This window comes from Vampirovibrionales bacterium, assembly GCA_016712355.1.
Taxonomy (GTDB): domain Bacteria; phylum Cyanobacteriota; class Vampirovibrionia; order Vampirovibrionales; family Vampirovibrionaceae; genus JADJRF01.
In genome coordinates this window covers 2474096-2497828 of record JADJRF010000005.1, presented here as the reverse complement: position 1 = coordinate 2497828, position 23733 = coordinate 2474096, and the positions used below count along the sequence as shown (strand labels likewise).

At 61.1% G+C, this 23733-nt stretch carries 26 protein-coding genes and 1 tRNA gene; 11 read left to right on the top strand and 16 right to left on the bottom strand.

What is annotated here, in order from left to right; genetic code table 11:
* Window positions 1-31 precede the first annotated feature (31 nt).
* The 9 genes from atpG to IPK79_12885 form a co-directional block, all read right to left on the bottom strand.
* Entirely contained in the window at window positions 32-979 is a 948-nt protein-coding gene (gene atpG, locus IPK79_12925; protein MBK8191340.1) for an ATP synthase F1 subunit gamma, read from the bottom strand.
* Between the two features lie 5 nt (window positions 980-984).
* On the bottom strand, window positions 985-2511 hold the full coding sequence (locus IPK79_12920; protein ID MBK8191339.1) for a F0F1 ATP synthase subunit alpha: 1527 nt from the start codon (window positions 2509-2511) through the stop codon (window positions 985-987).
* Window positions 2512-2620: 109 nt separating this feature from the next.
* Complete coding sequence (gene atpH / locus IPK79_12915; GenBank protein ID MBK8191338.1) at window positions 2621-3181, bottom strand: ATP synthase F1 subunit delta; 561 nt, start codon at window positions 3179-3181, stop codon at window positions 2621-2623.
* Complete coding sequence (locus tag IPK79_12910) at window positions 3181-3765, bottom strand: ATP synthase F0 subunit B (GenBank protein MBK8191337.1); 585 nt, start codon at window positions 3763-3765, stop codon at window positions 3181-3183. The genes atpH and IPK79_12910 overlap by 1 nt, the downstream gene beginning before the upstream one ends.
* 33 nt (window positions 3766-3798) lie before the next feature.
* Window positions 3799-4239, bottom strand: a complete 441-nt coding sequence (locus IPK79_12905; protein ID MBK8191336.1) for a hypothetical protein — start codon at window positions 4237-4239, stop codon at window positions 3799-3801.
* A gap of 15 nt (window positions 4240-4254) precedes the next feature.
* Entirely contained in the window at window positions 4255-4473 is a 219-nt protein-coding gene (gene atpE, locus IPK79_12900) for an ATP synthase F0 subunit C (GenBank protein MBK8191335.1), read from the bottom strand.
* Between the two features lie 98 nt (window positions 4474-4571).
* Window positions 4572-5336, bottom strand: a complete 765-nt coding sequence (atpB, locus tag IPK79_12895) for a F0F1 ATP synthase subunit A (protein ID MBK8191334.1) — start codon at window positions 5334-5336, stop codon at window positions 4572-4574.
* A gap of 81 nt (window positions 5337-5417) precedes the next feature.
* Window positions 5418-5813, bottom strand: a complete 396-nt coding sequence (locus IPK79_12890; GenBank protein ID MBK8191333.1) for a hypothetical protein — start codon at window positions 5811-5813, stop codon at window positions 5418-5420.
* A complete protein-coding gene (locus IPK79_12885) occupies window positions 5810-6151 on the bottom strand; it encodes an AtpZ/AtpI family protein (protein MBK8191332.1) in 342 nt (113 codons plus the stop codon). The genes IPK79_12890 and IPK79_12885 overlap by 4 nt, the downstream gene beginning before the upstream one ends.
* A gap of 222 nt (window positions 6152-6373) precedes the next feature.
* Between IPK79_12885 and IPK79_12880 the strand changes: the two genes are divergently transcribed.
* The gene (locus IPK79_12880; GenBank protein MBK8191331.1) at window positions 6374-6871 is read left to right on the top strand and encodes a YajQ family cyclic di-GMP-binding protein; all 498 of its coding nucleotides are present in this window, start codon (window positions 6374-6376) and stop codon (window positions 6869-6871) included.
* A 17-nt stretch (window positions 6872-6888) separates the two neighbouring features.
* On the opposite strand, the gene IPK79_12875 is transcribed toward IPK79_12880, so the two are convergent.
* A complete protein-coding gene (locus IPK79_12875; protein MBK8191330.1) occupies window positions 6889-7764 on the bottom strand; it encodes an alpha/beta hydrolase in 876 nt (291 codons plus the stop codon).
* A gap of 3 nt (window positions 7765-7767) precedes the next feature.
* On the bottom strand, window positions 7768-10470 hold the full coding sequence (gene alaS / locus IPK79_12870; GenBank protein MBK8191329.1) for an alanine--tRNA ligase: 2703 nt from the start codon (window positions 10468-10470) through the stop codon (window positions 7768-7770).
* A gap of 212 nt (window positions 10471-10682) precedes the next feature.
* Between alaS and IPK79_12865 the strand changes: the two genes are divergently transcribed.
* The 4 genes from IPK79_12865 (at window position 10683) to IPK79_12850 (ending at window position 15141) form a co-directional block, all read left to right on the top strand.
* Complete coding sequence (locus IPK79_12865) at window positions 10683-11480, top strand: sigma-70 family RNA polymerase sigma factor (protein ID MBK8191328.1); 798 nt, start codon at window positions 10683-10685, stop codon at window positions 11478-11480.
* Between the two features lie 81 nt (window positions 11481-11561).
* On the top strand, window positions 11562-12578 hold the full coding sequence (locus tag IPK79_12860) for a prepilin peptidase (GenBank protein MBK8191327.1): 1017 nt from the start codon (window positions 11562-11564) through the stop codon (window positions 12576-12578).
* 173 nt (window positions 12579-12751) lie between these two features.
* On the top strand, window positions 12752-13471 hold the full coding sequence (locus tag IPK79_12855) for a glutamine amidotransferase (GenBank protein MBK8191326.1): 720 nt from the start codon (window positions 12752-12754) through the stop codon (window positions 13469-13471).
* Window positions 13468-15141 carry a glycosyltransferase family 39 protein gene (locus IPK79_12850; protein ID MBK8191325.1) on the top strand — a complete coding sequence of 558 codons (1674 nt, stop codon included), beginning with the start codon at window positions 13468-13470 and terminating at the stop codon, window positions 15139-15141. The genes IPK79_12855 and IPK79_12850 overlap by 4 nt, the downstream gene beginning before the upstream one ends.
* On the opposite strand, the gene IPK79_12845 is transcribed toward IPK79_12850, so the two are convergent.
* The 4 genes from IPK79_12845 to IPK79_12830 all read right to left on the bottom strand — a co-directional run bounded on the left by IPK79_12845 (window position 15096) and on the right by IPK79_12830 (window position 18689).
* The gene (locus tag IPK79_12845) at window positions 15096-16511 is read right to left on the bottom strand and encodes a glycogen synthase (protein ID MBK8191324.1); all 1416 of its coding nucleotides are present in this window, start codon (window positions 16509-16511) and stop codon (window positions 15096-15098) included. The genes IPK79_12850 and IPK79_12845 overlap by 46 nt on opposite strands.
* Window positions 16508-17146: a M48 family metallopeptidase gene (locus tag IPK79_12840; protein MBK8191323.1), complete on the bottom strand. Its 639-nt coding sequence runs from the start codon at window positions 17144-17146 to the stop codon at window positions 16508-16510. The genes IPK79_12845 and IPK79_12840 overlap by 4 nt, the downstream gene beginning before the upstream one ends.
* A 92-nt stretch (window positions 17147-17238) precedes the next feature.
* The gene (locus IPK79_12835) at window positions 17239-18204 is read right to left on the bottom strand and encodes a bifunctional riboflavin kinase/FAD synthetase (protein ID MBK8191322.1); all 966 of its coding nucleotides are present in this window, start codon (window positions 18202-18204) and stop codon (window positions 17239-17241) included.
* Window positions 18205-18368: 164 nt separating this feature from the next.
* Window positions 18369-18689 (bottom strand): helix-turn-helix transcriptional regulator, encoded by a 321-nt coding sequence (locus IPK79_12830; protein ID MBK8191321.1) that lies wholly within the window; start codon window positions 18687-18689, stop codon window positions 18369-18371.
* 164 nt (window positions 18690-18853) lie between these two features.
* Between IPK79_12830 and IPK79_12825 the strand changes: the two genes are divergently transcribed.
* The 5 genes from IPK79_12825 to IPK79_12805 all read left to right on the top strand — a co-directional run bounded on the left by IPK79_12825 (window position 18854) and on the right by IPK79_12805 (window position 21155).
* Window positions 18854-19465, top strand: coding sequence for a 5-formyltetrahydrofolate cyclo-ligase (locus IPK79_12825; protein MBK8191320.1), 612 nt, complete (start codon window positions 18854-18856; stop codon window positions 19463-19465).
* A gap of 49 nt (window positions 19466-19514) precedes the next feature.
* Window positions 19515-19587: transfer RNA gene (locus tag IPK79_12820), tRNA-Val, on the top strand.
* A 109-nt stretch (window positions 19588-19696) separates the two neighbouring features.
* The gene (locus IPK79_12815; GenBank protein MBK8191319.1) at window positions 19697-19984 is read left to right on the top strand and encodes a Mitomycin resistance protein mcrB; all 288 of its coding nucleotides are present in this window, start codon (window positions 19697-19699) and stop codon (window positions 19982-19984) included.
* Window positions 19981-20715 carry a phytanoyl-CoA dioxygenase family protein gene (locus IPK79_12810; protein MBK8191318.1) on the top strand — a complete coding sequence of 245 codons (735 nt, stop codon included), beginning with the start codon at window positions 19981-19983 and terminating at the stop codon, window positions 20713-20715. Before IPK79_12815 ends, IPK79_12810 begins: the two co-directional genes overlap by 4 nt.
* Window positions 20716-20813: 98 nt before the next feature.
* The gene (locus IPK79_12805; protein MBK8191317.1) at window positions 20814-21155 is read left to right on the top strand and encodes a hypothetical protein; all 342 of its coding nucleotides are present in this window, start codon (window positions 20814-20816) and stop codon (window positions 21153-21155) included.
* Here IPK79_12805 and IPK79_12800 read toward each other — a convergent pair.
* Window positions 21152-22447 (bottom strand): 1-acyl-sn-glycerol-3-phosphate acyltransferase, encoded by a 1296-nt coding sequence (locus IPK79_12800; protein ID MBK8191316.1) that lies wholly within the window; start codon window positions 22445-22447, stop codon window positions 21152-21154. The genes IPK79_12805 and IPK79_12800 overlap by 4 nt on opposite strands.
* 221 nt (window positions 22448-22668) lie before the next feature.
* On the opposite strand from IPK79_12800, the gene IPK79_12795 reads away from it, so the two are divergent.
* Window positions 22669-23727 carry a TonB C-terminal domain-containing protein gene (locus IPK79_12795; GenBank protein ID MBK8191315.1) on the top strand — a complete coding sequence of 353 codons (1059 nt, stop codon included), beginning with the start codon at window positions 22669-22671 and terminating at the stop codon, window positions 23725-23727.
* The last annotated feature ends 6 nt before the right edge of the window (window positions 23728-23733 follow it).

The window sequence follows — 23733 nt, the reverse complement described above, 5'->3', positions numbered from 1 at the left end:
AGCGCGACGCCGCGTCAGCTTCAAGCGCCCGTTACGCCAAGGCCTGCGCCCCGCTGACGACTTCGAGAATTTCTTGCGTAATGGCCGCTTGCCGCGCCTTGTTATATTGCAGCGTCAGCTTCTGGATGATATCCGCCGCATTGCTGGTAGCGCTCGCCATGGCCGTCATACGCGCCGCCAGTTCGCTGGCCGCAGATTCCAGCAGCCGAATATACAGGATATTAGACAGGTACAGCGGCGTGAGCCGCTCCAGCGCCAAGGCAGGCGTGGGCTCCAGTTCGAGTTGCGGGTGCGCCTTGCCGGGCGAGAACATCGGGTTGACGCGATCGCCAATCGCATCCAGCGCAATGTCAGACGAAAGCTGCGTGATGCTGCCTTGAAGCGGGAGGACCGGGGTCATCATCGCCCGATACGAAATCATAGACTTAAAGTGCGTCGACAGGATGGCGATGCTGTCAATTTCGCCGCTCAAAAACGCCTGGGTGAGGGTCTCTGCAATCACATCGGCGTCATGAGAAGACGGCGTGGCCGTCATATCCACCATACGTCCCAGCGCAGGCGCGTCGCTATAGCGTTGGAAGGCAGTCGCCGCCTTGCGTCCGACCAGATAAAACGAGGGCGACAGACCGCGCTCGCGGATAGACCGCTCCAACTTGAAGGCCTGGCGGATAATCGTCGCGTTAAACGCGCCGCATAAGCCGCGATCTGAACTGATAACGACCACCCCGACCTTTTGCGGCGGGCGTGGATTAAACAATTCAAGATACCGCGTGCCTTCCAGTGAACGCCGGTTGCGCGAAGCCTCCTGATACACGCTGGCGAAGACGCTTTCGAGATATTCGCCAAAGGGGCGTGCAGCTTTCAGGCGGGCTTCGGCGCGTTTGACCTTGGCCGCCGCTACCATGCGCATCGCCTGCGTGATTTTCTGCGTGTTGCGGACGCTTTTAATGCGTCGGCGGATATCCTTGAGGTTTGGCATTGCGCTTAGGCTCCCGGCGTAAAGGCGCTGTCTCTGAATTTGACTAATTCCGCCAGCAGTTGCTTCTCGCCTTCGGCGTCCGGTTTTTCGCCTTTGTTCAGCGAGGCTTCCAGTGACGCCAGATTCGCTGAGAAATACAGCCCCCATTGCTCCTTGAATTGCGCAATCTGGGCTTTGTCCAGCTCGTCCAGCACGCCCTGATTGCCGGCAAACAGCAGCGTGTACTGCAGGGCGACCGACAATGGCGAATATTGTGGCTGTTTCAGGATTTCAACCAGCTTGGAGCCGCGCCGCAATTGTTGTTGCGTGGCCTTATCCAGATCGCTGGCGAATTGCGCGAAGGCTTCCAGTTCGCGATATTGGGCCAAATCCAGCCGGAGCTTGCCGGCAACCGATTTAATGGCCTTGGTCTGCGCGGCGCCGCCGACCCGCGATACCGAAATCCCGACGTTAATTGCCGGGCGCACGCCCGCATTAAACAGATCGGTTTCCAGAAAGATCTGGCCGTCGGTGATGGAAATCACGTTGGTGGGAATATACGCCGACACGTCGCCCGCCTGCGTCTCAATAATCGGAAGCGCCGTAAGGCTGCCAGCGCCTAACTCGTCACTGAGCTTGGCGGCGCGCTCCAGCAAGCGTGAGTGCAGATAAAACACGTCGCCCGGATAGGCTTCGCGGCCCGGCGGACGCCGCAGCAGCAGGCTGGTGGCGCGATAGGCCCATGCGTGCTTGGTTAAATCGTCGTACACGCACAGCACGTGCTTGCCCTGACGCATAAAATGCTCGCCCATCGCAACGGCGGAAAACGGCGCCAGATACTGCAGCGGCGCCGGATCAATCGCGCTGGCCGCGACGATAATCGTATACGCCATCGCGCCGTAATCTTCAAGCGTTTTGACGGTTTGCGCGACCGAGCTGGATTTTTGCCCAATAGCGCAATAAATGCAGATGACGTCCTGTCCCTTCTGGTTCAGGATGGTATCCAGGGCAATGGCGGTTTTACCCGTCTGGCGATCGCCGATAATCAGCTCGCGCTGGCCGCGACCGATGGGCGTCATCGAATCAATGGCGGTAATGCCGGTTTGCAGCGGCTGATGCACCGACTTGCGGGCGATAATGCCGGGCGCTTTTTGCTCGATGGGCGCATAACCCTGCGCTTCGATCGGCCCTTTGTTGTCGAGCGGACGGCCAAGCGGGTCAAGGACGCGGCCCATTAAGGCGTCGCCGACGGGCGTTGATGCGATCCGGCCGGTGGCGCGAACGAGCTGACCTTCCTGCACGTGGGTGAATTCGCCTAATACAACGGCGCCGACGTTGTTTTCTTCGAGGTTCAGCACCATGCCCATCGTCTGATGGCCGTCCTCGAAGGCAATCAGTTCGCCTGCCATCGCGCCGCGCAGGCCGTGGATGCGGACGATCCCGTCGCCGACTTCCATTACGCTGCCGACGTTGCTGACCGACAGTTCGCTTTCAAACCCGGCCAGTTTGGCTTTGAGAATGGAACTGATTTCATCTGCGCGCAAGGTGGCCATCGGTGGGGATTCCTTTTATTTGCCGAAGGGAAATACGAGGGGAAATACCGGAAGAATCATCAAAAAACGGAAAAATCATAACCGGGAGAGCGATGAGAGAGAAGTCGGGTTAACCAGAGGCTTTCTCCAGTTGCATGAGGCGCTCTTCAAAGCTGCCGTCGACCACTGAGTCGCCTACGCGAACGACCACGCCGCCTAACAGGGCCGGATCCAGACGTTCGTGGAGAATCGCGCGCTGGAATCCCCAGCGGCGACAGACCGCCTCCGCCAGCCGCTCGCGTTGCGCGTCACTGAGCGCAACGGCGGTTGTGACCCAGGCTTCGCCTTCACGACGCGCTTGGGCGATGAGGTCCGAAAGCGCCTGCTTAATGGCGGGCAATAGCGCCATCCGACCGTTTTCAAGCAACAGGCGGGCCAGATTCGCGCCTAAAGGCGACAGATGCGGCGCCACGTCCGCTTCCATCAACGCGCGCTTGCGTTCAATCGCCGTCGTAGGATGCGACAGGAAGGCGGCGAGTTCTGGCAATTGGGTTCCCAGCTCGCTGAGCAGGCGTAAATCCGCCAGCGTCTGATCCAGCGTGGCGTCAGGAGCCTCGCTCTGCTTCGCCTGATCAAATAGGGGCCGGGCGTATCGCTGGGCGAGCGCCAGATCGTCAGCCAGAACCGTCATCAGCGGGCCTCCTGTTCGAGCTGGCCTTGCGCGCGCGCTGTGGGCAGCGCGTCGATAAAGTCATCAATTGCGCGTTGCTGCGCATCTTGCGGTAAACGCTTGAGTTCCTGGCGCGTATCGCTGAGCGCTTCTTTCAGCAGACGGGTTTCCAGCATTTTGGCAGCGGTTTTCTGTTCAACTTCAATGCGCGCGCGCGCCGCGTCGACGATCTTCTGCGCTTCCGCCTGCGCATCCGTCAGCATTTGGGTTGAAAGGGTTTCGGCCGCCGATTGCGCCTGCGACAGAATAGCGTCAATGTCGCCCTGAATCGTCTGCATCCGGCCCTGAATCTGCTCCAGCGCGCTGAGCGCTTCCTGTTTTCGGCGTTGAGCCGATTCAATCTCTTGCGCAACCGCCCGCTGCTTGTCTGCGAACCCCTTAAAAAGGTTCAGCCGCTTGATCAAAAAGCCCAATAAAACGGCGACCAGCGCAATATTAAAGACGTTGCTGGACAACAGCCATGACAGCAGCGAGCCATCGCCTTCTGCGGAGGCGCTCGCCGTCAGCAGAACGGGGTGAAAGGGAAACAGGGAAGGAAACGACATGAAGGGCTCCAGAGAAAAGCGGGGCGGTCGACGTTACGAAGAAGCCGCCGCAACCGCCGGTCGGCGGGTAATACGCTCCAGCGCCAACGTCGCCAGATGACGACGTTCTACGCCCAGCTCCTCGTACGTTTGGGCTTGCCAGCGTGATAATTCTTCAAGCTGGGCGTCAAGCGTCTGGCGAGCGGATTCGCGCGCCGAGGCCATCATGCCCCGGGCGCTGTCCTTGGCCGATTGGCGCTTGGCCTGAATGCGCTGCTGCGCCTCCTGACGCGCCTGACGCAGGCGGGCTTCAAGTTCCGCTTGCAAACGTTCGCACTGAGCGGCAAACGCAGCTGCCTCCTGCTGCTCGTGGCGCAAGAGCGCCTCGCGTTCAGCTTTGATACGGCGAATGGGCTCGAAATAAATCGTCCGCATCGCCAGCATAAAGCCGACAAAGCTCAGCAAAACCAGAATCAGGGTGCCGTCGAACTGCATGGTCGCAAGCGCGTCCTAAAATCCGACGTACTTGCTGAAGACGAGGAAGAACGACACAAAGCCGAAAAGGCCCAGCAGTTCCACGACGCCCAGCGTAATAAAGTACTGGGGCGTGATATTGCCTTGAACTTCCGGCTGCCGCGCGACGCTGTCAAAGTAATGGCCGGTCATGATGCCGATGCCGATGCCCGGGCCAATGCCCGCCAGTCCGACGGCAAAGGGAACGCCCAGCATGGCAAAGGCTTTAAGCATATCGGGTTGCGCGATCGATTCCATAATCGGGTGAATCTCCTGTCTCTAAATGGGAACGGGGATATACGGGGACCTGCGCCTCAGGCGGCGCGGACGGATGGCGTTTCGCTCAGCGCAGCGGGCGTCTGGGCAGCGTGTGGTTCTGAATGCGCGTGATCGTCATGCGTTTCGCTCATCAAGGCGATATACACCGCGCTGAGAATGGCGAAAATATACGCCTGCACCACGGCGACAAACAGTTCCAGCCCAATGACGGCGGCAGGGACCATCAGCGGGGCGATTGTCAGGGCCAGATGCGAGAGAATCTCGCCGACCAGGATATTGAAGTACAACCGGATTAGCAGCGAACCGGGCCGCGTAATATGTTCCAGCAGATTCAGCGGAAAAAACGCCCAGTGCGGCTGGAAATGATGCTTGATAAAGCCCTTCAGGCCTGTCCGCTTGATGGCGACGCCTATATACATTGCCAGCGACAGCAGCGCGAGCGCCGTGGTCGTGTTGATATCGCCGGTAGCCGCAATCAGGCTGCCATGGGGCAGCAGCGGATCCGCCAGGCGCAGGGGCAGTTGGCCCATGAGGTTCGCGGTGAGGATGAACAGAAACAGCGAGCCGATAAAAAACAGGTAGCCGTCGCCGCGCGGTCCGGCGGTGGCCATCGTGATGCTGCGGCAGAAATCATAAAACCCTTCGCCCACGGTTTGGCGCAAAGAGGGCGAAACGCGCAATTCGCGCGTGGCGAGCCAAGCCAGCGCCAGCAGTAGGCCCATCGCCGCCCACGTCATAATCAGCGTGTTGAGGTGAACGGTAAAGCCGTTGAACAGGGTGATGTTCCAGAAATGATTCATACGCGGGGACGGGATCTCTCTAAAGCGCGATACGAGACGACGTCAGCAGCGGCGACAGGCCCGGTTGCGGGCTTTTTCTTGCTATCCGGCGGGTCGCGAGGCTTTCAGGCGGCGCGCTTTCCAAAGCTGAACCGCGCCAATGGCCGCGACGCCCCCTTTGTAACTTAAAAAACCGAAAATGACAATCGCCAGATTCACCCCGATGCTGTGCGAAGCTGCCGCAATCATCAGAGCGAAGGTGATCACGCGCAGCGCCGAGAAGGTGAGCTGGCCCTGAACGGCGCGCGGATGTCGCGCGTTCCAGAACAGGCTGAACTGATACGCGCCCCCCAGAACGATGCCAATACAGGCCGAGCGCAGCAGAGTGGGCGCCAGCAGGGCGACTCCTGCCAGTAACAGCGCGCTCCAGAGGGCCCAGCCCACCCACATGGCGCGCTGAGGAAAGGGGTTTTGAATGACTGGGTCAGGAGGGGTCATTTGGGGGACTCGTTTTCGTCGTACAGATCTCGCCAGAGGTCGCGCGCGCGTTGCTCTGAATGTTTTTTCTCACCCGGATTTCTGTTGTCTGACTCTGCATCGTCTGACCCGTCATCGTCTGAGTCATCATCGTCTTGCGCGCGGCGAATAATGGTTTTCGGGTCGCGACGCGGATAGAGCATCGCGGAGCGCTTGTACAGGATGCCGATGCCCGCCGCCATGCCCAGCGCCGCCAGAACGACCGACCACAGAGACGATGCTCCGAACTGGTCGTGCAGCCACATGCCCAGCCAAAGCCCCAGACCAACGGGGATGAGCAATTGCAGGGCGTATTCCATATCGAAGCGCAATCTGGCGGGACGAGGCCATTCTGAAGCAGGGAAAATCTAAAAAATATAAAAGAGAAAAATCTGAAAAATCAGCGTCCGAAGGCGGCAAAATCGCTGAAAGCGTCGTTAAGTCTGTACAGGACGCATTTTTTCCGTTACCGTTTTTCGGTACCATTTTCGATATCATGCCGCACCGCATACCATCATAAAATAAACGGGAGGATTGTCGCGATGGCGAAAGATTGCAGTTTTGACGTGGTTTCCGAATTCGATCAGCAAGAGCTGGTCAACGCCGTGGATCAAACCTGTCGCGACCTGACCGCCCGCTACGATCTGAAGGATTCCAACAGCACGGTTACGCTTGAAAAAGACAGCATTGCCATTAACACGACTGACGAATATTCCCTCAATAGTATCTTCGAGATTCTGGCGATTAAGGTGACCAAGCGCGGCCTCAGTCCCCTGATCCTCGAACGCGGCAAGGTGGAAGAGTCGCTCGGCGGGCGCGTTCGCGAGCATGTCAAGCTGCGTCGGGGCATCGAAACCGATCTCGCCAAAAAAATCGTCGCTGAGATCAAGAGCGCCAAGCTCAAGGTTCAGGCCAGCATTCAGGGCGATCAGGTCCGCGTCAGCGGCAAAGACAAAGACGACTTGCAGCAGGTCATCGCCTTCTTGCGGCCCAAGGGCGAAGAATGGAACGTGCCGCTCCAGTTTACCAATTATCGCTAGGCGCGAGGCGCTGGGCGCTACTGGGCTGACTGCTTCTCTGATGCCTTCAGCAAAGCCGCCAGCGCGTCAAAAAACGCGCGACGCCCTGCGGTAAACGCCTCGTTGTGACCGGCGCCGGGAATCACCAGCGTCGTTTTATACGGCGCGCCCGCGTGGTCGTATAGCGCTTGGGGCATGGCAAGCGGCATCATGGCATCGCGCTCGCCCTGCATCAGTAAGAGCGGGCAGGTCACGCGGGGAATTTTGGAGAGCGAATCGAAACGTTGCGTGATGATGCGATCAACCGGCAACCGCCCCAGAAGGCCCAATTGTCCCGTCTGGCGTAGATGCGCCACGACCGCCGGAATCGACGTATACGCCGAATACAGCGCTACTGCCCGATACGGCAGGCGCGTTGCGACATCAACCGCAACGCCGGTTCCCAGCGACTCGCCCAGCGCGATTTGCCGTTCGATCGGCGTATTGTGGGCGGCCAGATAACGGCTTGCCGCTTCCATATCGCGGTAGAGACCTTTCTCAGACGGCTTGCCCTGGCTTTTCCCGTACCCGCGATAGTCAAATGCCAGAATGCCGTAGCCTTCCTCTAGGCAGGCTTGCAAAACAGCCCAGCGATTGGCCAGATTCCCCGCATTGCCATGCGCAAACACCATGGTATACGCCGATGCCGACGGCGCCGGTAAATACACGGCATGAATCCGCTTGCCGTCGGCGGTCTCAAACTCAACCTCACGCAGGCGATCGCGGATGGCAATCCCCGCCAGCGCCTTCCACGGGTCGCGCTCCTCGGCCATTTCCGGGTGATACAGCGCGCCGCGCTCAAACCACAGAAACCCGCCGGCAATCAGCGGCGCAAGCAACAGTAAGGCGAGGGCGCCCGTGGCCTGAAACGACATGGCTTAAGCGCCGCCTTCTTCCCAGGCCTTTAGAAACGCCGTGCGAATGGCCGCAACGGCAGATTCTGCCAGATCGGCGCGCTTGCCGCCCGCCTGCGCGAAGCCCGGCTTGCCGCCGCCGCCGCCTTCTGCCATGGCGGCTGCTTTTTTTACCCAGTCGCCCGCCTTGAATCCTTTTTGGACGTAGTCTTCTGACGCGACGCAGACAAATTGCGCGCGACCGTCCCAGGCGCTGGCCAGCAGCGCAAACAACGAGCCGTGATGCGTCAACAAGCGTTCCGCCAGCAGGCGCAAGCCATCGGCGTCGAGGTCGCCGACAAAGCGAAACAGGCGCGGGGGAGCGGCTTCGACTTCTCTCGCCAGCGTTTCCGCGAACTGTTCGGCTTGAGCGGCCTCAAAGGTTTTGAGTCGTTTTTCAAGCGTTTTGACGCTTTCCTGCAAGCGTTCGACGCGCTGAGGCGCTTCCTGCGGCGGCGATTTGAGAAGTTCCGCCGTTTTCAGTAGTGCGCTTTCGGTCAGCTTGAAGGCTTTATAGGCCGTTTCGCCCGCCGCCAGCTCAATTCGGCGAACGCCCGCGGCGATGGCGCCTTCCGACAGAATCTTTACCAGCGCGATTTCGCCCAGCGCCGAAACGTGGGTGCCGCCGCACAGCTCGCGACTGCGCGGGCCATAGCTCAGCACGCGCACCGTGTCGCCGTATTTCTCGTCAAAGGCGGCCACGGCCCCCGAGGCTTTGGCAGCCGCCACGTCCATCACGTCAATGGCGCGCGGAATATTCTCGCGAATCCAGAAGTTCATCAGCGATTCGGTGCGGTTCAGCTCGTCTGACGTGAGACCGCGCGAGAAGGTAAAGTCAAAACGGGCCCCATCGGGGGCCACGCGCGACCCGGCCTGAGAGACGCCCTCGCCAAGCACCTGGCGTAACGCAGCGTTGAGCAAATGCGTCGCCGTGTGATGAATCGCCGTCTGCTGGCGCGCATCAGGCTCGACCTGGGCGCTGACGGGCTCGCCCACGCGCAGGACGTCGCCGTTATCAAACAGGCAGTGATGGACGATGAGTTCGCCCACTTTTACGGTGTCGCGCACGACCACCGTGAGCCCGTGCGGGCCTTCTTCGCGCGACAGCGTGCCGTGATCGCCGACCTGACCGCCAGATTCCGCATAAAACGGCGTCTGATCCAGAATCAAAGAGAAAGGCTGGTTGACCCCGCCGACAGAGTCGACCGACTGGCCGTCGACGATTAGCGCTTTGACGATGGCAGGCGCAGAAAGCGTCTCATACCCGACAAAACGCGTCGGGCCGATGGCGTCCAGCAGGGTGGCGAATAACTGATCGGCCACAATCGCTTCGCCTTTGCGGGCCTTGCGGGCGGCGTCTCGCTGGGCGTCCATGGCGGCGTCAAATCCCGCCTCGTCGATGCCGAATCCTTTTTCAGCGGCGATATCGGCGGTCAGTTCCTTGGGGAAGCCATAGGTATCATAGAGCTTAAACACGCTTTCCCCGGGAATCAAGAGCTGTTCGCCCGCTTTTGGCCGTGGGAGACGGGCGATAATCTCATCCAGAAAGGCTGCGCCGCGATCCAGCGTCGCGAGAAAGCGCTTTTCCTCTTCCTGAACCTGCTGCGCCAGGCCCGGCTTCTTTAATTCGGGATAGGTTTCGCCGTAAAGCGACGCCACGGCAGAAATCACGCGCCAGATGACCGGTTCCTGCGCGCCCAGACGCTGGCGGGCGAAGCGCATGGCTCGCCGTAGAATCATCCGCGCGACGTACCCCCGCCCTTCGTTGCTGGGCGTGATGCCGTCAGCGAGCGCAAACGCCGTAAAGCGCGCATGATCGGCAATGATTCGCAGCGCAACGTCTGTTTCCGGATCGGCTCCGAGGGTTGCGCCCGTCTCCTGCGCAGCCCGTTCGACGAGAGGACGCAGTAGATCGGTTTCAAACGTGTTGGCGACGCCTTGGCAGACCATGGTAATGCGCTCAAGGCCCATTCCTGTATCGATATTTTTCTTTTCAAGCGGCGTCCGCGTCCCGGCCGCGTCCTGAAACAGCTCCATAAACACCAGATTCCAGATCTCCGTAAAGCGATCCGTATCCAGCAAGGCGAGATCGTCCTTGGGGCTGGGGCCGTCCGGGTGACGGTCGTAATGAATCTCAGAACACGGGCCGCACGGACCCGTCGGGCCGGGCGGACCCCAGAAATTGTCTTTTTCGCCCAGAAATAAAATCCGGCTTTCGGGGACGCCGACCTGATCGCGCCAAATCGTGAAGGCTTCTTCATCGAATTGACGCTCTGTTTTGAGAACCGACACCCATAAATGATGCGGCGAGAGGCCGAGCTCCTGGGTAATGAATTCCCACGCCCATGGAATCGCCTGCGCTTTGAAGTAATCGCCGAAGCTGAAGTTGCCCAGCATTTCGAAAAACGTATGATGATGCGGCGTGCGACCGACGTTTTCCAGATCGCTGGCTTTGCCGCTGACGCGGGCGCATTTTTGGGACGAGGCGGCGCGCGGCGGCGCAGGCGGCGGCTCAATCCCCAGAAAAATGGGCACAAACGGCAACATGCCCGCCGGCGTTAGCAGCACCGTGGGGTTGGAAGGCGTCAGGCTGGCGCTGGCGGCGCGTCGATGCCCGTATTTGTCGCAGAAGAAATCCAGAAACTTGCGGCGAATCTCAGCGCCGCCCAGCGCGGGAGGAGTGGGCATAAACAGGGTCCTGACGGTTGAAAGGGGCACGCGCCGCCACAGGCGGCCAGCCGATTATACGTCAAGAGCGCCTCGCCCCAAAAAGAGGTCGCGTGCGCGCGGAATCATCAAAATAGACGGGGCGCCGCCGCGCCGCGCAATGTTACCGTGGCAGAAGGGAGACCCCAACAAGGCGCGTCTCGCGCCGGATGCGAGCCGGAGTCGAGTCCAACATGCCCCGAAAATCTCTTTCGGACAAGGTTTTTACGCCAGAGCTGAACGAAATGCTCTTGCGCTATTCTCGTTTGCAGGAAGCCTCTCCCGTTAAGACCCGTCTGCGAAACGAAATCGTCTCGCGCGTAATGCCCTATGTCACGAAAATCGCGCGCGGTCTCGCCCGACGCAATACCGACCCGGTCGATGACATCATCCAGACCGGCAGCATCGGCCTGCTCAAGGCCATCGACAAGTATAATCCCGCTTCCGGGGCGAGTTTCAAGACATACGCCACGTATCTCATTACGGGCGAAATCCGGCATTATCTGCGCGATAAGACCGGCATGATCAAAGCCCCGCGTCAGATTTACGAATTATATTACCGGGTCAATCAAATCGTGCATCGCCTCAGCGAAGATCTGGGCCGGATGCCGACGGACGTCGAAATCGCCGAATTTCTCGAATGCCCGCTTTCCAAAGTGACCCAGGCGCAAGAGGCCGACCGGCGCCGCGCGCCCATTTCGCTCGATCAATTCGTCACCTCCGGCGGCGGCGAGACCGTCTATCTCGAAACGCTGGTAGACGACAAATATTTTGAAGTGCTCAGCCACAGCGAAAACAAAATCACGCTGGAAAACGAGCTGGTGCGTCTCAGCGACGAGCTGCGCGCCGTGGTGCAAATGACGTACTACGACGATCTCAGCCAGAATGAGATCGCCCAGCGCCTGGGCATCTCTCAGATGCAGGTGAGTCGCCGTTTGCGCAAAGCCCTCGACTTGCTGTCGCGCCGCCTGTCGCAGCCTGCCAAGACGTAAGCCCTCTATAATAGCCTCATCCACAGGCTTTGCCAGAGTCCTCCCCAACGCCCTTTTTGCTGGAACGCTCCCTGAATTTCTATGATGATAACGCCTGAACCCGCCTATTGGCCCTATTTATACGCCCTCGCCGCCATTTTGGGCCTGTGCTTCGGGAGTTTCCTGAATGTCGTGGCGCATCGCTTCCTGACGGATCAGCCGATTACGTTTCCCGCTTCGCATTGTCCGGCCTGTAAGCGTCCGCTGGCGTGGTTTGAGAATATTCCGCTTGCGTCATGGCTGGCCTTGCGCGGTCGCTGCCGCACGTGCGGGGCGTCCATCGGCTGGGAGCATCCGCTGACCGAACTGGCGACCGCTGGTCTGTTTGTCGGCGTGCTGCTGTTTGCCGGGCTGAGCTGGCAGGCCCTGTTGTTGCTCTTTCTGGTCTGCAATCTGGTGGTCATCACGCTGACCGATCTCAAGGAGAGCCTGATTTTCCAGGTGAATTCGCTGTCGTTGATCCCGGCAGGACTGGCGTATCATGCGCTGAATTTCTGGAATCCGGCGGCTTCCAGGACGCTGGTCCTGGGCGCGGCGATTCCCGACGGGCTGATTTCTGCGCTGATTGCCATCGCGGCGGCGTTCGTGTTCTTTGAGGGGTTGATTCTCCTCAGTCAGAAATGCCTGGGCGCTGAAGGCTTCGGCCATGGCGACACGCACTTGATGATGGGCGTCGGCGCGTTTCTGGGCTGGCCGATGATGGCGCTGGCGTTAGGGCTTGGCTTCATTCTGCAATCCGCGCTGGCCATTCCGGCGCTGCTGATCCAGTGGATTCAGCGTCGCGATTACGTGTCGTTGTCGGCGGGCGCGCTGGGCGTCGTGTTCGGCTTGCTGCCGATCTGGCTGGTGAGACTGCCGCTTGCGGGCGGCTGGCGCAGCGCGCTGGCCATGGCAAGCCTGCTGCTGTGTCTGGTTTGTCTTCTGCTGTTCCTGCGTCAGATGAAGTGCAGCGAGAGCCTGACGTATATGCCTCTGGGCCCGGCGCTGGTATTGGGAACCCTGATTGCGCTGTTTGCGGGCCCATGGCTGGTGGACCTGTATCTGAAGCATTGGCTTTAAACGCCTGAATTCTCGCAGGCTAAGCCCTTAGCGCGTTTCATCCGGCGCGGCGGCAGGTCCTGCCGCCTCACGCGCATTATTTCTGAGATAGAATGCTGAGCAGAGAATCAGGGCAAGCCCTGACAATCGGTTGCTTCCGGGTAGATTTCTGGGTTGATTGTTTTATGGCTCACATCCGGCTTGTCATTGGCCATTTATATCCGGATCTGTTGAATATCTACGGGGATCGCGGCAATTTGCTGACGCTGTTGCAACGCGCCCGCTGGCGTGGATTCGACGCGCAAATCGTCGCCATTGGGCCGGATGAGCCGCTGGATCCAGAGGCCTGCGATCTGTATTTTATCGGCGGAGGGCAGGACTGCCAGCAAATCCGCGTCAGCGAGGATCTGCGCGCGCATAAGGCCGACGCGCTGCGCGAGGCGGTGGCGCTCGGCGCGGTGATACTGGCGATCTGCGGCGGCTATCAATTACTCGGGCATTATTACCGTCCGCATCAAGGACCAGAACTTCCCGGCATCAGCCTGATCGACGCCCATACGATCGCAGGCGATAAACGCATGATTGGCAACGTGTCTATCCGCCGCCCGGACGGCTCGACCGTGGCGGGCTTTGAGAATCACAGCGGACAAACCTTTTTGGGGCCGGGCGTCTCGCCATTGGGAACCGTGATACGCGGGGGCGGCAACAATGGCCGCGATAAAACCGAAGGCGTCGCGGTGGGCGGCATTTACGGCACGTATCTGCATGGATCGCTGCTGCCCAAAAACCCGGCGCTGGCCGACGAGCTGATTTTCAAGGCGCTCAAGCGCCGGTATGGCCCGCTTACGTTGTCGTCGCTGCCCGATACGCTCGAAAACGACGCGCATCAGCGTGCGCTCGCCTTGCGTCCATGATGTCCGCAACGTCCGTAACGTCTACAATGGCTGCGTTGCTGACCCGTGCGATCGCCCCCTTTCGATCGATAGATCCGGTTTTAATCGCGCTGATGGCCTTGGGCTTGGCGCTGCGCCTGTTGTTTCTGTCGCACGACAGCCTGTGGCTCGACGAGATTAATTCGCTGATTGTCGCCGCCGCGCGCGGTTATCCCAGTCATCCGCCGGAAGGGGCGCAAACGGCCCAGTGGTTTTTTGAGCGGCATCTTGCCTGGCGCCCGCTCGATCTGGCTGCGTTGACGGCGATGCTCAAGCAAAACGTCCACGCGCCATTGTACTATCTGCTGCTGAACCCGTGGCTGGGCGCGTGGGGCCTGTCCGAGGCCAGTTTACGCGGATTCTCGGTCCTGTTTTCGGTTCTGATGATTGTCCCGGTTTACGGGCTGGCGTTTGCCGTCGCCCCGCCGGGCGCAGCTCGCCGGACCGCGCGATGGGCGGCGCTGCTGGCTGCCGTCAGCCCTTTTCAGCTTGCCTTTGCTCAGGAAGGGCGCATGTATGCGCTTGCTCTGTTTGAGTCGGCCTTGGCTGCTCTGGCCTTGTGGCAGACGCTGTACGGGGCGCGCTTTCAACGATGGGCCGTTGTTTTGGCGTTGTCTGCCATTGCGGGGTGTTTCACCCACTACAGTTTCTGGTTTCAGACGCCGTTTTACGCGCTGTTCGCCTTCAGCGCGCTGGCCGCTTCCGGCGATGACCCTCTGCGGGCGGCGCGGCGACGGGCCCTGATGGGCGCAGGACTGGCATTGACGCTGGCGATGGCTGCCTGGAGCCCGATTTTGCTTGCGCAGCGCACGGGCGTCTCCAGTGGCGGCGATCATTTCTCGCTGGGATTGCTGCCGCCGTTGCGTATGTTGGGTATGCTCGGCTGGGAGCCGCTGACGACGCTGGGTGGCGAAACCATCGGGGGGCGTATTTTTTACGGCGTGCTGCTGTTGGCCGCGTTGGCTGTTATCGCGCTGACGATGAGGCGGCGCAAGCCCGCCCTTGCGCGCGAAGGCTTTCTGTTTATGGGGATTTTACTGCCGCTGGCGGCGCAGGGCGTGGTCGACTGGTTCGGTGACACGCATACCCTGACGATCGTCCGTTATGCCATGTTGATTGCCCCGCTCACGATTGTGCTGGCCGCTTTCGGTTTGGGCGCGCTGCCGCTTCGGCGGGCGGTTTCGCGCAGCGCGGCGACGGTCCTGACGCTGGCGCTGCTGGCCACAGGCGTATTGGCCGTATGGCCGGGCGCGCCGCTGCGATACAAAGCCAAATTCCCCGCCCGGGCGATGATGGCGCAATTGGCGGGCAAGGCCGCCCCTTCGGACTTGCTGGCCATCAATGGCCCGTTGGCCACGCCCTGTGAGGCGGCCTATTACCTCATGCGCTATCGGCCGCAGACGCCGATTCTCTACTGGGCGCGCGGAGGGCTTTTTCCCGCTGGGACTGCGGCGCCGTCAACGCCGCAACTGGCGAGCTGGTCGCGGGTCTGGCTGTTTTTCTACCGCAGTCGGCAGGCCCACGGGTCGCACGCCTTGCGTCAGGCCCTGCGCGATGCTTTTCTGATTGAAGAACCCCGGCTTGGCTACGGCGGCAAGCTGATGCGTTACCGCTCGCCCCGGCTGGCGAGCTCTTCGTATAAATCACAATAAGCCCGGGCGCTCTGGGTCCAACTGAAATCGCGCGCCATGCCGTTGAGCGCCATGCGTCGCCACGGATCGGGGTACAGGGCGGCGGCGGTTTTCAGCGCGTCTACGAGCGCATCGGCGTTGTAATCGCCAAAACGGACGCCGACGCCGGTTTTTGGCTCATCTCGAATATCCGTCACCGTGTCGGCAAGGCCGCCCGTGGCGCGCACGACCGGCGGCGCGCCATAGCGCATGGCAATCAGCTGGCTCAGGCCGCAAGGCTCAAAGCGGCTTGGCATCACGAAAAAATCGCATCCGGCGTAAATTTGCTGACTAAGCGCGGCCTGATACCCCCGACAAATCCGCAGGTCCGGCAAACGCTGCGCCATCGCTTCGAGCGCCTCTTCGTAAGCGGGTTCTCCGCTGCCGAGAATCACCCACTGGGCGTTTAGATACTCAGACGATTGCGGGTCGGCCAGGCGCGCTAGGGCGGGCAGCAGGATATCGAGCCCTTTTTGCTCGACCAGGCGGCTGATCATCGCAAATACGGGGCGGCTGGCATCGACGGCCAGGTCGAAGCGCTCTTGCAGGAAGCGCTTACAGGCGGCCTTGCCTGCGTCAAAACCCGTCGCGTCATACGGCGCGCTCAGATGCGGGTCTGTCGCCGGATCAAACAGGGCGGGATCAATGCCGTTGAGAATCCCGCGAACGCCGCCGGGCGTGGCGCGCAGAAGCCCATCAAGGCCATAGCCGCCTTCTGGCGTCTGAATTTCCCATGCGTACGTGGGCGAGACGGTGGTAACGGCGTCGGCAAAGCGAATGCCGCGCGCCAGCCAGTTCTCGTCGCCCCATTGGCCCTGATACGCCAGATTATGAATCGTCAGCACGGCGCCCGTCTGCTGAAACAGATGAATCTGCCGCCGTTTGGCCGCCAGCCGGTCAATGGCCGGGGCCAGATGCCAATCATGCGCATGCAGGATGTCTGCCCGAAAATCCAGATGTCGCAGCGCCGCGAACACGCATTCGCTGAAAAACAAATAGCGCCCAATCGAAAACGTCGGATGTTCTGCGGGATACGCCTGCTGACATGGCGTAAAAAACGTGTCGTTCTCAATCCACAACGCCGGCGGCCCGGCTTGCCCCGCCCCATTGGGCAGATGCCCGCGCCAGAGTCGAACCGGATAGGCCTGGCCGTCGAAAGAGACCATTAAGGGCTCCGAACTGGGTTCAAATCCGTGGGCCGAGGGGTCCATAAAGCCGTATTTCGGGAGTATTAGCAGTACGGAAGCGCCCAGTCTGGCCAGCGCCGGGGGCAGACTTCCCGCAACATCGGCCAATCCGCCGACCTTGACGAAGGGAGCCGCTTCCGCCGCCGCGAAAACGACGCGCGTCATGGCCAGTACATCTTGATCAACTCATGCCAGGGGGGCATCAATTTTTTGATGTAATCCGGCATCCGCGCCCATTCTTCCTGGGTGGGAGGCGTGGGTAAGGGCCGGGGCTGGCGTTTCTTGGGCGGCGGCGCAGGATGCAGGCGCTCTTCATCCGCCACCGACTGCGCGTGAACAGCCCGAATAATACGGCTCTGGCGCTCATAATCGGGTACAAAGCGCTCCACATGCTTCCAGAAGCGTTTGTTATGATTGGCTTCCAGACAATGCGCCAGCTCATGTACCAGCAGATACCGCAGGCTTTGCTGGGGGACGTTGCGCAGGCTGAAGCGCGACACCCGCATGACCCGCGTGCGGATGTTCATCTGGGCGAGGCGGGTATAGCGCGAACTGCCGATTTCGGCCCGGACGCCGTCGATTCGAAAGGTCTGCGCGTTGATTTCGTCCACCAGCGCCTGAAGCGCCTCGTTCGTCTCAATGGTGACGCGCGGCGACTGGCTGAGGTCAATTTCCTGCAGGATGCGACGGCGCTCTTCTTCGCGCTCTTTTACCTTGCGCGCCAATTCTTCGGCGACCGACGCCTTGTGCCGCTGCGACCAGCGTTTGGGCACCTGCACCTGAATGCAGCCGTTACGCATTCGCCCGACGGCTCTGTCAATGTCGTCGCGCTCGAAGATGCGGATCTCTCTCTCAAGCTCCGCTCCTATTTTTGACGCGATGCTTATTTTCATCAGGCGTGTTCTGGATGGGCGACAACGGAAGCGTCGTCAGTCAGCGCGCGCGCAGAGGCGCAATCGCGACGGATCTGCTCAACCAACGCGTCGGCGCTGGGGAATGCGCGCTCGTCGCGAAGGCGGGCAAGAAAGGCGATGCGCATCGTCTCGTCGTAGAAGGACGGGCCGTCATAGTCCAGCAGATGCGCTTCCACCCGGCGCGGAAAGGCGTCCTCGAACGTAGGCGCATGGCCAATGTTGCACACGGCGCGATACGTCTTGCCGCACACGCGCGCCTGAGCCGCATACGCGCCAATCGCCGGAATCAGCCGCTGAGGCGCCACGTCCAGATTCGCGGTCGGAAAACCCAACTGACGCCCGCGCTGCACCCCGGCCGTCACGCGGCCTGTCAGGGCGTAAGGCTGCCCCAGCAAGCTATTGGCCTGCTTCACGTCGCCAAAATTGAGGAGCTTGCGAATCAGCGTACTGCTGACAATCGCGTGACCATCGGCATCCGGCGCGCGCACCGGGTCGACAATCTGCGCTTGAAAGCCCTCGCGGGCCGCGCACTGTCGTAAATAATCGCAATCGCCGCGCCGCCCGGCCCCGAAGCGATAGTCGTAGCCGACTGAGACGCTTCTGACGTTCAGAAATCCCCGTAAAATCCGCTGGACGAAGACCGGCGCTTCAATGGCGCGCATGGCCTCATCGAACGGCAGAATCACGGCGGCGTCAAACCCCATGGCGGCGAAGGCCTCGAGCCGCTCCTCGCGCGAAGACAGCAATTGGGTGGGCGTGGCCGACAACAGCGCCTGCGGATGATTGGCGAAGCTGAACGCCACGCTCATCCAGCCGTTGGCGCGGGCCTCGCGCAGGGCGTTTTCCAGCACCATGCGATGACCCGTATGCACGCCGTCAAACATCCCCATCGCGCAGGACGAGGGCGCTAAAGACGGGCCGGTCAGCGTTTCAATCAGTCGCATCAGGCGAGGCCATTCAGACAGGGGAATCCATCAAGCGAAACAGACGTGACAAACCGTGGAATTCAAACCCGGACAAGTTACCAGACGCAAGCGGTATCGGTCGTCTGGCGAGAATCTTGAGGGCTGGGGCTGGACCCTCATGGGCGGTCTATCCCTATTTTACGTCAAAGGCGTCCGGCTGGCGCGCGCTTGTGCGAATCGTTCCACAGTTCCGGGTGTCCGCTGAAGAACCAGTCCATCGGCTGACGGTACAGGCGCGCCAAGGCGAACAGCTCGAAGGCGTCGACTTTGCGCTGACCGTTCTCCATGGCCGACATACTGGAAACTGAGACGCCCACGCGCCGCGCAGCATCCGCCTGTTTGAGCCCGCGTTGCTGGCGCGCCTGTTTGAGTCTGGCCCCCAGCGACACCCATACCGATGCGGAAGAATCGCCGGGCGATGACGAAGAGGAAGACGATGACGAAGAAGATGATGAAGGCGTCATACCAGCACTATCGTTTTCATACGGCGCGCGCCCTCACTGTACAATAAAATTCAACGACCCAGAATCAAAAAATCCCCTTGAAATCCCTTTAAATCTTCCCCATTCCCCTTCCCTCACCCCGGAGACCCCCCAATGATGGCGCGTTTGCGCTTGGCCTGTCGCTAATGTCAGACATCACCGCGCGATTCTGCGATAAGAAGGCGCTTCGTCGCCAAGCGCGCGCCGTGCGTCGAACCCTGGATCGCGAGGCGCTGGGCGCCGCCCTGATCGCGCGACTGGCGGCGATGACCTGTGTCCAGTCGGCTCCCTCGCTGTTGCTGTTTTGCGCCACATCAGATGAAATCGACCTGTGGCCGCTCACCACGCGCGTGCCGCAGGCCGCCCTCTATTTGCCGCGCATGGACGGCGCTGACGAGGCGCTGACCTTTCACCGCTACGAGCCCGAGACGCCGCTGATCGAAAACGCCTACGGCATCCGCGAGCCGTCTGCGCAGGCGCCCCCGTATGTTCCGCGTCCCGGCGACGCGCTGATCGCCCCGGCGCTGATGGTCGACGCGCGCGGCCATCGTCTGGGCTACGGCAAGGCCTGTTACGATCGATTTCTGGCCGGGTCGCTGGCGGCGGGTCTGACCGCCATCGCCGCGATTCCAGAAGCCTTGTTCTGCGAGCGTCTGCCTGTGGCGCTGGCCCCGTGGGATTATCCGGTCGACTGGATCGTCACCGAGGCGCGGACTCAGCGGCGCGAGCTGCTGACCCCGCTTGACGCGCGCCGCTGACTCCGCTTGACGCGCGCCGCCTCAGGGCGCTATGCTCAGACGCATTCGCGGGCGTTTAGCTCAGTTGGTAGAGCGCTTCCTTTACACGGAAGATGTCGGCGGTTCGAGCCCGTCAACGCCCAGTTTTTAGCCATTTTCAGGGTGGCCCCTCCTGTGGAACGCGCTATTCGGCGGCTTTCGTTTTGTGTGGCTGCCGCAAATGGGCGCTTTTCCTGAGAAAACCTCTGCGAGATGAGTCGACGTCCTGCCTCTCGAAAACCCGCCAGCGGCCTTGGGTCTCTTGCCAACATCGGCCCGGCGGCCTTGCGCGATTTCAGCGTGCTGGGCATCGAGACCATCGCGGCGTTGGCGGCGTGCGACGCCGATGATCTCTACCGGCGTCTGGCTAGCCTGACGGGCGCGCGTCATGATCCGTGCGTGCGCGACGTCTTTCGCGCGGCGATCCACGAAGCGCAAACGGGTGAAAAAACCCACTGGAGCCAGTGGACCGCCGAACGCAAGGCGCTGAATCCGCCATGATAAGCCCGATTGCGCTCGGCGATGCCCACGCCTGTCGCGCCGCGCTGGACCGCGACGGATTCACCTTGCGTCCTGCGGCGCTCGACGTGGGCGAGACGGACGCGTTGCTGTCGATGCTCACACGGCCAACGCGCCCGAATCAAGGGGGCGATGTCGTCCGCCGCGGGTTTGCCGAGCGAAACCTGCTGAAGGCCCTGCCCGAGTTGCGGCGCTGGCTCGAACGGCCGTCGATTCATGCCTCTTTAACGCCAGTGTTTGGAGATCCCCCGCCCATTGTCCGGGCGATTCTCTTTGATAAAACGCCGCAATCTAATTGGAAAGTCCCGTGGCATCAGGATTTAACCATTAACGTGCGGCATCGCCGCGAGTGCGCCGGTTTTGAGAACTGGCGCATCCGTTCATGGGGCGCGTCCGTGCAGCCGCCTGTCGAGATTCTGCGCCGCATGCTGACCCTGCGCATTCATTTGGACGCCGCCGACGCCGATAATGGCGCGCTTCGCCTGATTCCCGGTTCTCATCGCGCGGGACGCCTGTCCGACGAGCAGACCCGCGCCGTTATCGCCGAGACTGCTCCCGTGCTGTGCGTCGCCCAGCGCGGCGATATTCTGGCGATGCGTCCGCTCGTGCTGCATGCGTCGGCTTCCGGCGGATCGCCGCATCACCGGCGTATTTTGCACCTCGAATTCTCCCCCGACGCCTTGCCCGGCGGCTTGGAGTGGCTTGGAACCTAAGGCCGCGCAATTTCCCGCCGCTCGCGGCCTTGATGGATCGTGCGCCTCTCAACGAGAGGCCTCTGGATAGCCTACTCTTTTAGGAGCCCTAAACCGCAATGAAGATACCGCCTCCCTCTTCTTCGAGCTCGAGACAGCCATCTCCCCCCCCTATTGTGTCTGTCGATTATCTGAAAGAAATCACTCCCATTCAACACCAAGCCGGCTTGCTGGTTCTAAGCGATCGTCTTGCTGAAGAACTCGCGCACAAGCCTGATGCGCCCGGCTTAGTGACGGTTCTGGGGGGAAATAACACCCCTCATGACAAAGGCCCGTCAACCGTTTGCCTGGGTATTCAGAAGACCGTTGATGACCGACTCATCACGATAACGCCAAGCAGGCTACTTTCAAAAGCTCTCAAAATGGTCTGCTGGCGTAAAGCAGAAAAGCCGTCCCCCTAACCCGGCGGTTGGGCGGTTTGGAGTAAGGCGCGCATGTCGGCTTCCAGCGAGCGACAGAGGTCGGCGACGGCCTGCTTGCGAGAGGCTTGCCACTGCGGCATGCGCGCGCGCAGATCTTCGCATTCGCCGATCTGAATCGCTGCGGTGCGCGGATGACTCAGCCGACGCTCGCCGAAGACTTCTTTCTCCAGCCGGTAGATCATCTCAACAAAGCGTTCTGACGGCGACTTAGCCGTGAAGTCTTCTTCTTTGTACGTCATGAAGTTCACCACGCGATCGAGATCGTCGTAAAATTCGGCGAAAGCGCGGCTGCGGCCCTGAATCCCCTCGCGTTCGTAAGCGCACAGGCCGTCGGGGTCGTCATAGGCGTATAGAACCTTGTCCATGCGGTTGCGAATGGCGCGCACGCGATCCAGCGGGTTCTCGCCAGAAGGCGTTTCAAGCTCAAGGTAATGCTCCATCTTGGCGAGCAGCTTGTTTTTGAGCTGCGACACGCGCTCGTTCATGGTCTTGCCTTCACCGGACAGGCGCATAAGCGCTTCCTGCATCCCCACGATCCGCTCGCCGATGGCCACAATACGCCGGAACAGACCGGTGGACGCTTCGCCACAAGCAGCAGACGAGTCCCCGAAAGCATCTGATCCTGACACTTCGGAGTCAGGGGTTTCCAGGCCCAGCGCCTCTTCGAGGCGTTCGACGCTCTGACGCATGGCCGCTTCCACGCCCGGCGCGTAAAAATACCGAATGGCGACCGGCGCGACGTACACCGGCGGCGCGCTTTCAAATTGCTCGCAGACGTCTTCCTGCGCCGACAGCGCCAGTTGCAGCACGCCTTGCTGAAACGGAATCAGGATATCATTGCGATACGAGATTTCCCCTTCGACAAATATCACCAGCCGCCGCGACCCACGCGTCAGAATCTGGCGCGTCATTCGGAATGACTCGCGATCCGGCGCGCCGCGAATCACCGAATACACGCCGCAGCGCTGAAACAGCCATCCCCGCACCCCATGATCGAAGTCAAACACCTCGCGCGCGGCGACGTAATGCATCGGCTCTCCCAGTTGGCGAGCCAGTTCAAACATCGTAATGGGGTCTTCTGTGCTGGGATGATTCGGCAGTAGCAGCATCCGCTCGCCGCGCAACTCGCCGAGGCGGCGCAGATCGTCAGGGCGAAACGTCACGCGCAGGTCGTGGAACATCCCTTTCAGCAGCAGCGGGACGCAGGCGCGCGTCAGCGACTCGATCAACGGGTTTTCAACAGGCGGGCGAAAGGCGGCTTTGGCTTTCATCCTGTTTATTTTATAACGAGCCCCGAGGCGTGTTCGCGTGACTTACGGGTTTTCGCGGGTTCGCGCGGGTTTGCGTGGGTTTGCGGAACTTTCTGCGCGATTTGACTTCCTTTTAACAGACGACGGCGCCGTTTGCCGTGTTACGCGTATAATAAGGAATCCATGCCCGCGATGCATTTCCTTTCGCGCGCCGCCCTGCGCTTTTAGAGGCGCTGCGCCCGATGCTTTTCCGCTTTTCGCCTGCCTGCGGAGCCCCGCCCGACGTGCCGAAACCTGCTCTTTTTGTCATCTCCTCGTCGCCTCGCCCGGCGCGTCCTGCGGCGAGTCGTTCGGTGATCGGTCCTACGCGCCTGATGGCTGCTAAAAGTTTGCAGTCAACGCCATTTAAGCGCGCCTTAGGCCTTTCCGCAGCGATTCACGCCGCGCTGACGCTCATGCTGGCGCTGGCGCCGTTACTGTCGGCGCAGTGGCGCACGCCGCCCGAGCGCGCAATGGAATTCACGCTGGCGCAAACCCCTTCGCAAGAAGCGCCGCGCAAGGCGTCCTTTTTCGGCGAGAAAAATCAACAGGCGGGCAATCCCCGTCATGCGCGCAAACAGCCGCAACCGCCGGAAAACGCCTCGAAGCAGACGCTTCACGCGCCGCCGCCGCAACCGGCGCCGCCTGTTCAGCCTGCGCCCAAGCCCCCGCCCCAGTCTGCGGCTGCGCCGCCGACGCCCCAGCCGGTTTCCGCGAAAAATCCGCCCCCGCCACAACCGGCCGCCATCGCCCTGGCTAAACCCGATCCGCCCAAGCCCATTACGCCGGAAGGCCCGGTGCTGATGACCAGCCTCACGGATCCCGCTGTCAATGCCGTGGACGCCGCGAGTCTGCCGTCTGCACAGCCCCCCGCCGCCGCCGCTTCAGACGCTCCCGCCAGCGCCGATCGCCGGGTCGTGGGAGAAGAAGGGCCGTCTGCGCAAGAGGGCGTCGCCATCCAGGCGTCCGATTTCGGTCCGTGGATGGGCGTTTTCAAACGGCGTCTGTCGCGTAACTGGGTTCCGCCGCGCGGCGAGCGCCGCCGCAAGGTGACGCTGCTGGTGGAGGTCGCGCGCGACGGCTCGGTCAAGGCCATGCAGGTCGACCAATCCTCGGGCGAACCCCGCTCAGATGAAGCCGCCATGAACGCCGTGCGCGTTTCCGCTCCCTTCGAGCCCTTGCCTGCCGCCTATACGGGCGAAACTGTTCCCATCCTGTTTACCTTTGACTATACTGTCTTCGGCGACAGCCGACGTCCATAACCGTTC

What these genes read in the sequence shown, in the direction of transcription:
- atpG (MBK8191340.1), bottom strand. Translation starts at nt 979, where the DNA reads ATGCCAAACCTCAAGGATATCCGCCGACGCATTAAAAGCGTCCGCAAC.
- IPK79_12920 (MBK8191339.1), bottom strand. Translation starts at nt 2,511, where the DNA reads ATGGCCACCTTGCGCGCAGATGAAATCAGTTCCATTCTCAAAGCCAAA.
- atpH (MBK8191338.1), bottom strand. Translation starts at nt 3,181, where the DNA reads ATGACGGTTCTGGCTGACGATCTGGCGCTCGCCCAGCGATACGCCCGG.
- IPK79_12910 (MBK8191337.1), bottom strand. Translation starts at nt 3,765, where the DNA reads ATGTCGTTTCCTTCCCTGTTTCCCTTTCACCCCGTTCTGCTGACGGCG.
- IPK79_12905 (MBK8191336.1), bottom strand. Translation starts at nt 4,239, where the DNA reads ATGCAGTTCGACGGCACCCTGATTCTGGTTTTGCTGAGCTTTGTCGGC.
- atpE (MBK8191335.1), bottom strand. Translation starts at nt 4,473, where the DNA reads ATGCTGGGCGTTCCCTTTGCCGTCGGACTGGCGGGCATTGGCCCGGGC.
- atpB (MBK8191334.1), bottom strand. Translation starts at nt 5,336, where the DNA reads ATGAATCATTTCTGGAACATCACCCTGTTCAACGGCTTTACCGTTCAC.
- IPK79_12890 (MBK8191333.1), bottom strand. Translation starts at nt 5,813, where the DNA reads ATGACCCCTCCTGACCCAGTCATTCAAAACCCCTTTCCTCAGCGCGCC.
- IPK79_12885 (MBK8191332.1), bottom strand. Translation starts at nt 6,151, where the DNA reads ATGGAATACGCCCTGCAATTGCTCATCCCCGTTGGTCTGGGGCTTTGG.
- IPK79_12880 (MBK8191331.1), top strand. Translation starts at nt 6,374, where the DNA reads ATGGCGAAAGATTGCAGTTTTGACGTGGTTTCCGAATTCGATCAGCAA.
- IPK79_12875 (MBK8191330.1), bottom strand. Translation starts at nt 7,764, where the DNA reads ATGTCGTTTCAGGCCACGGGCGCCCTCGCCTTACTGTTGCTTGCGCCG.
- alaS (MBK8191329.1), bottom strand. Translation starts at nt 10,470, where the DNA reads ATGCCCACTCCTCCCGCGCTGGGCGGCGCTGAGATTCGCCGCAAGTTT.
- IPK79_12865 (MBK8191328.1), top strand. Translation starts at nt 10,683, where the DNA reads ATGCCCCGAAAATCTCTTTCGGACAAGGTTTTTACGCCAGAGCTGAAC.
- IPK79_12860 (MBK8191327.1), top strand. Translation starts at nt 11,562, where the DNA reads ATGATGATAACGCCTGAACCCGCCTATTGGCCCTATTTATACGCCCTC.
- IPK79_12850 (MBK8191325.1), top strand. Translation starts at nt 13,468, where the DNA reads ATGATGTCCGCAACGTCCGTAACGTCTACAATGGCTGCGTTGCTGACC.
- IPK79_12845 (MBK8191324.1), bottom strand. Translation starts at nt 16,511, where the DNA reads ATGACGCGCGTCGTTTTCGCGGCGGCGGAAGCGGCTCCCTTCGTCAAG.
- IPK79_12840 (MBK8191323.1), bottom strand. Translation starts at nt 17,146, where the DNA reads ATGCGTAACGGCTGCATTCAGGTGCAGGTGCCCAAACGCTGGTCGCAG.
- IPK79_12835 (MBK8191322.1), bottom strand. Translation starts at nt 18,204, where the DNA reads ATGCGACTGATTGAAACGCTGACCGGCCCGTCTTTAGCGCCCTCGTCC.
- IPK79_12830 (MBK8191321.1), bottom strand. Translation starts at nt 18,689, where the DNA reads ATGACGCCTTCATCATCTTCTTCGTCATCGTCTTCCTCTTCGTCATCG.
- IPK79_12825 (MBK8191320.1), top strand. Translation starts at nt 18,854, where the DNA reads ATGTCAGACATCACCGCGCGATTCTGCGATAAGAAGGCGCTTCGTCGC.
- IPK79_12815 (MBK8191319.1), top strand. Translation starts at nt 19,697, where the DNA reads ATGAGTCGACGTCCTGCCTCTCGAAAACCCGCCAGCGGCCTTGGGTCT.
- IPK79_12810 (MBK8191318.1), top strand. Translation starts at nt 19,981, where the DNA reads ATGATAAGCCCGATTGCGCTCGGCGATGCCCACGCCTGTCGCGCCGCG.
- IPK79_12805 (MBK8191317.1), top strand. Translation starts at nt 20,814, where the DNA reads ATGAAGATACCGCCTCCCTCTTCTTCGAGCTCGAGACAGCCATCTCCC.
- IPK79_12800 (MBK8191316.1), bottom strand. Translation starts at nt 22,447, where the DNA reads ATGAAAGCCAAAGCCGCCTTTCGCCCGCCTGTTGAAAACCCGTTGATC.
- IPK79_12795 (MBK8191315.1), top strand. Translation starts at nt 22,669, where the DNA reads ATGCTTTTCCGCTTTTCGCCTGCCTGCGGAGCCCCGCCCGACGTGCCG.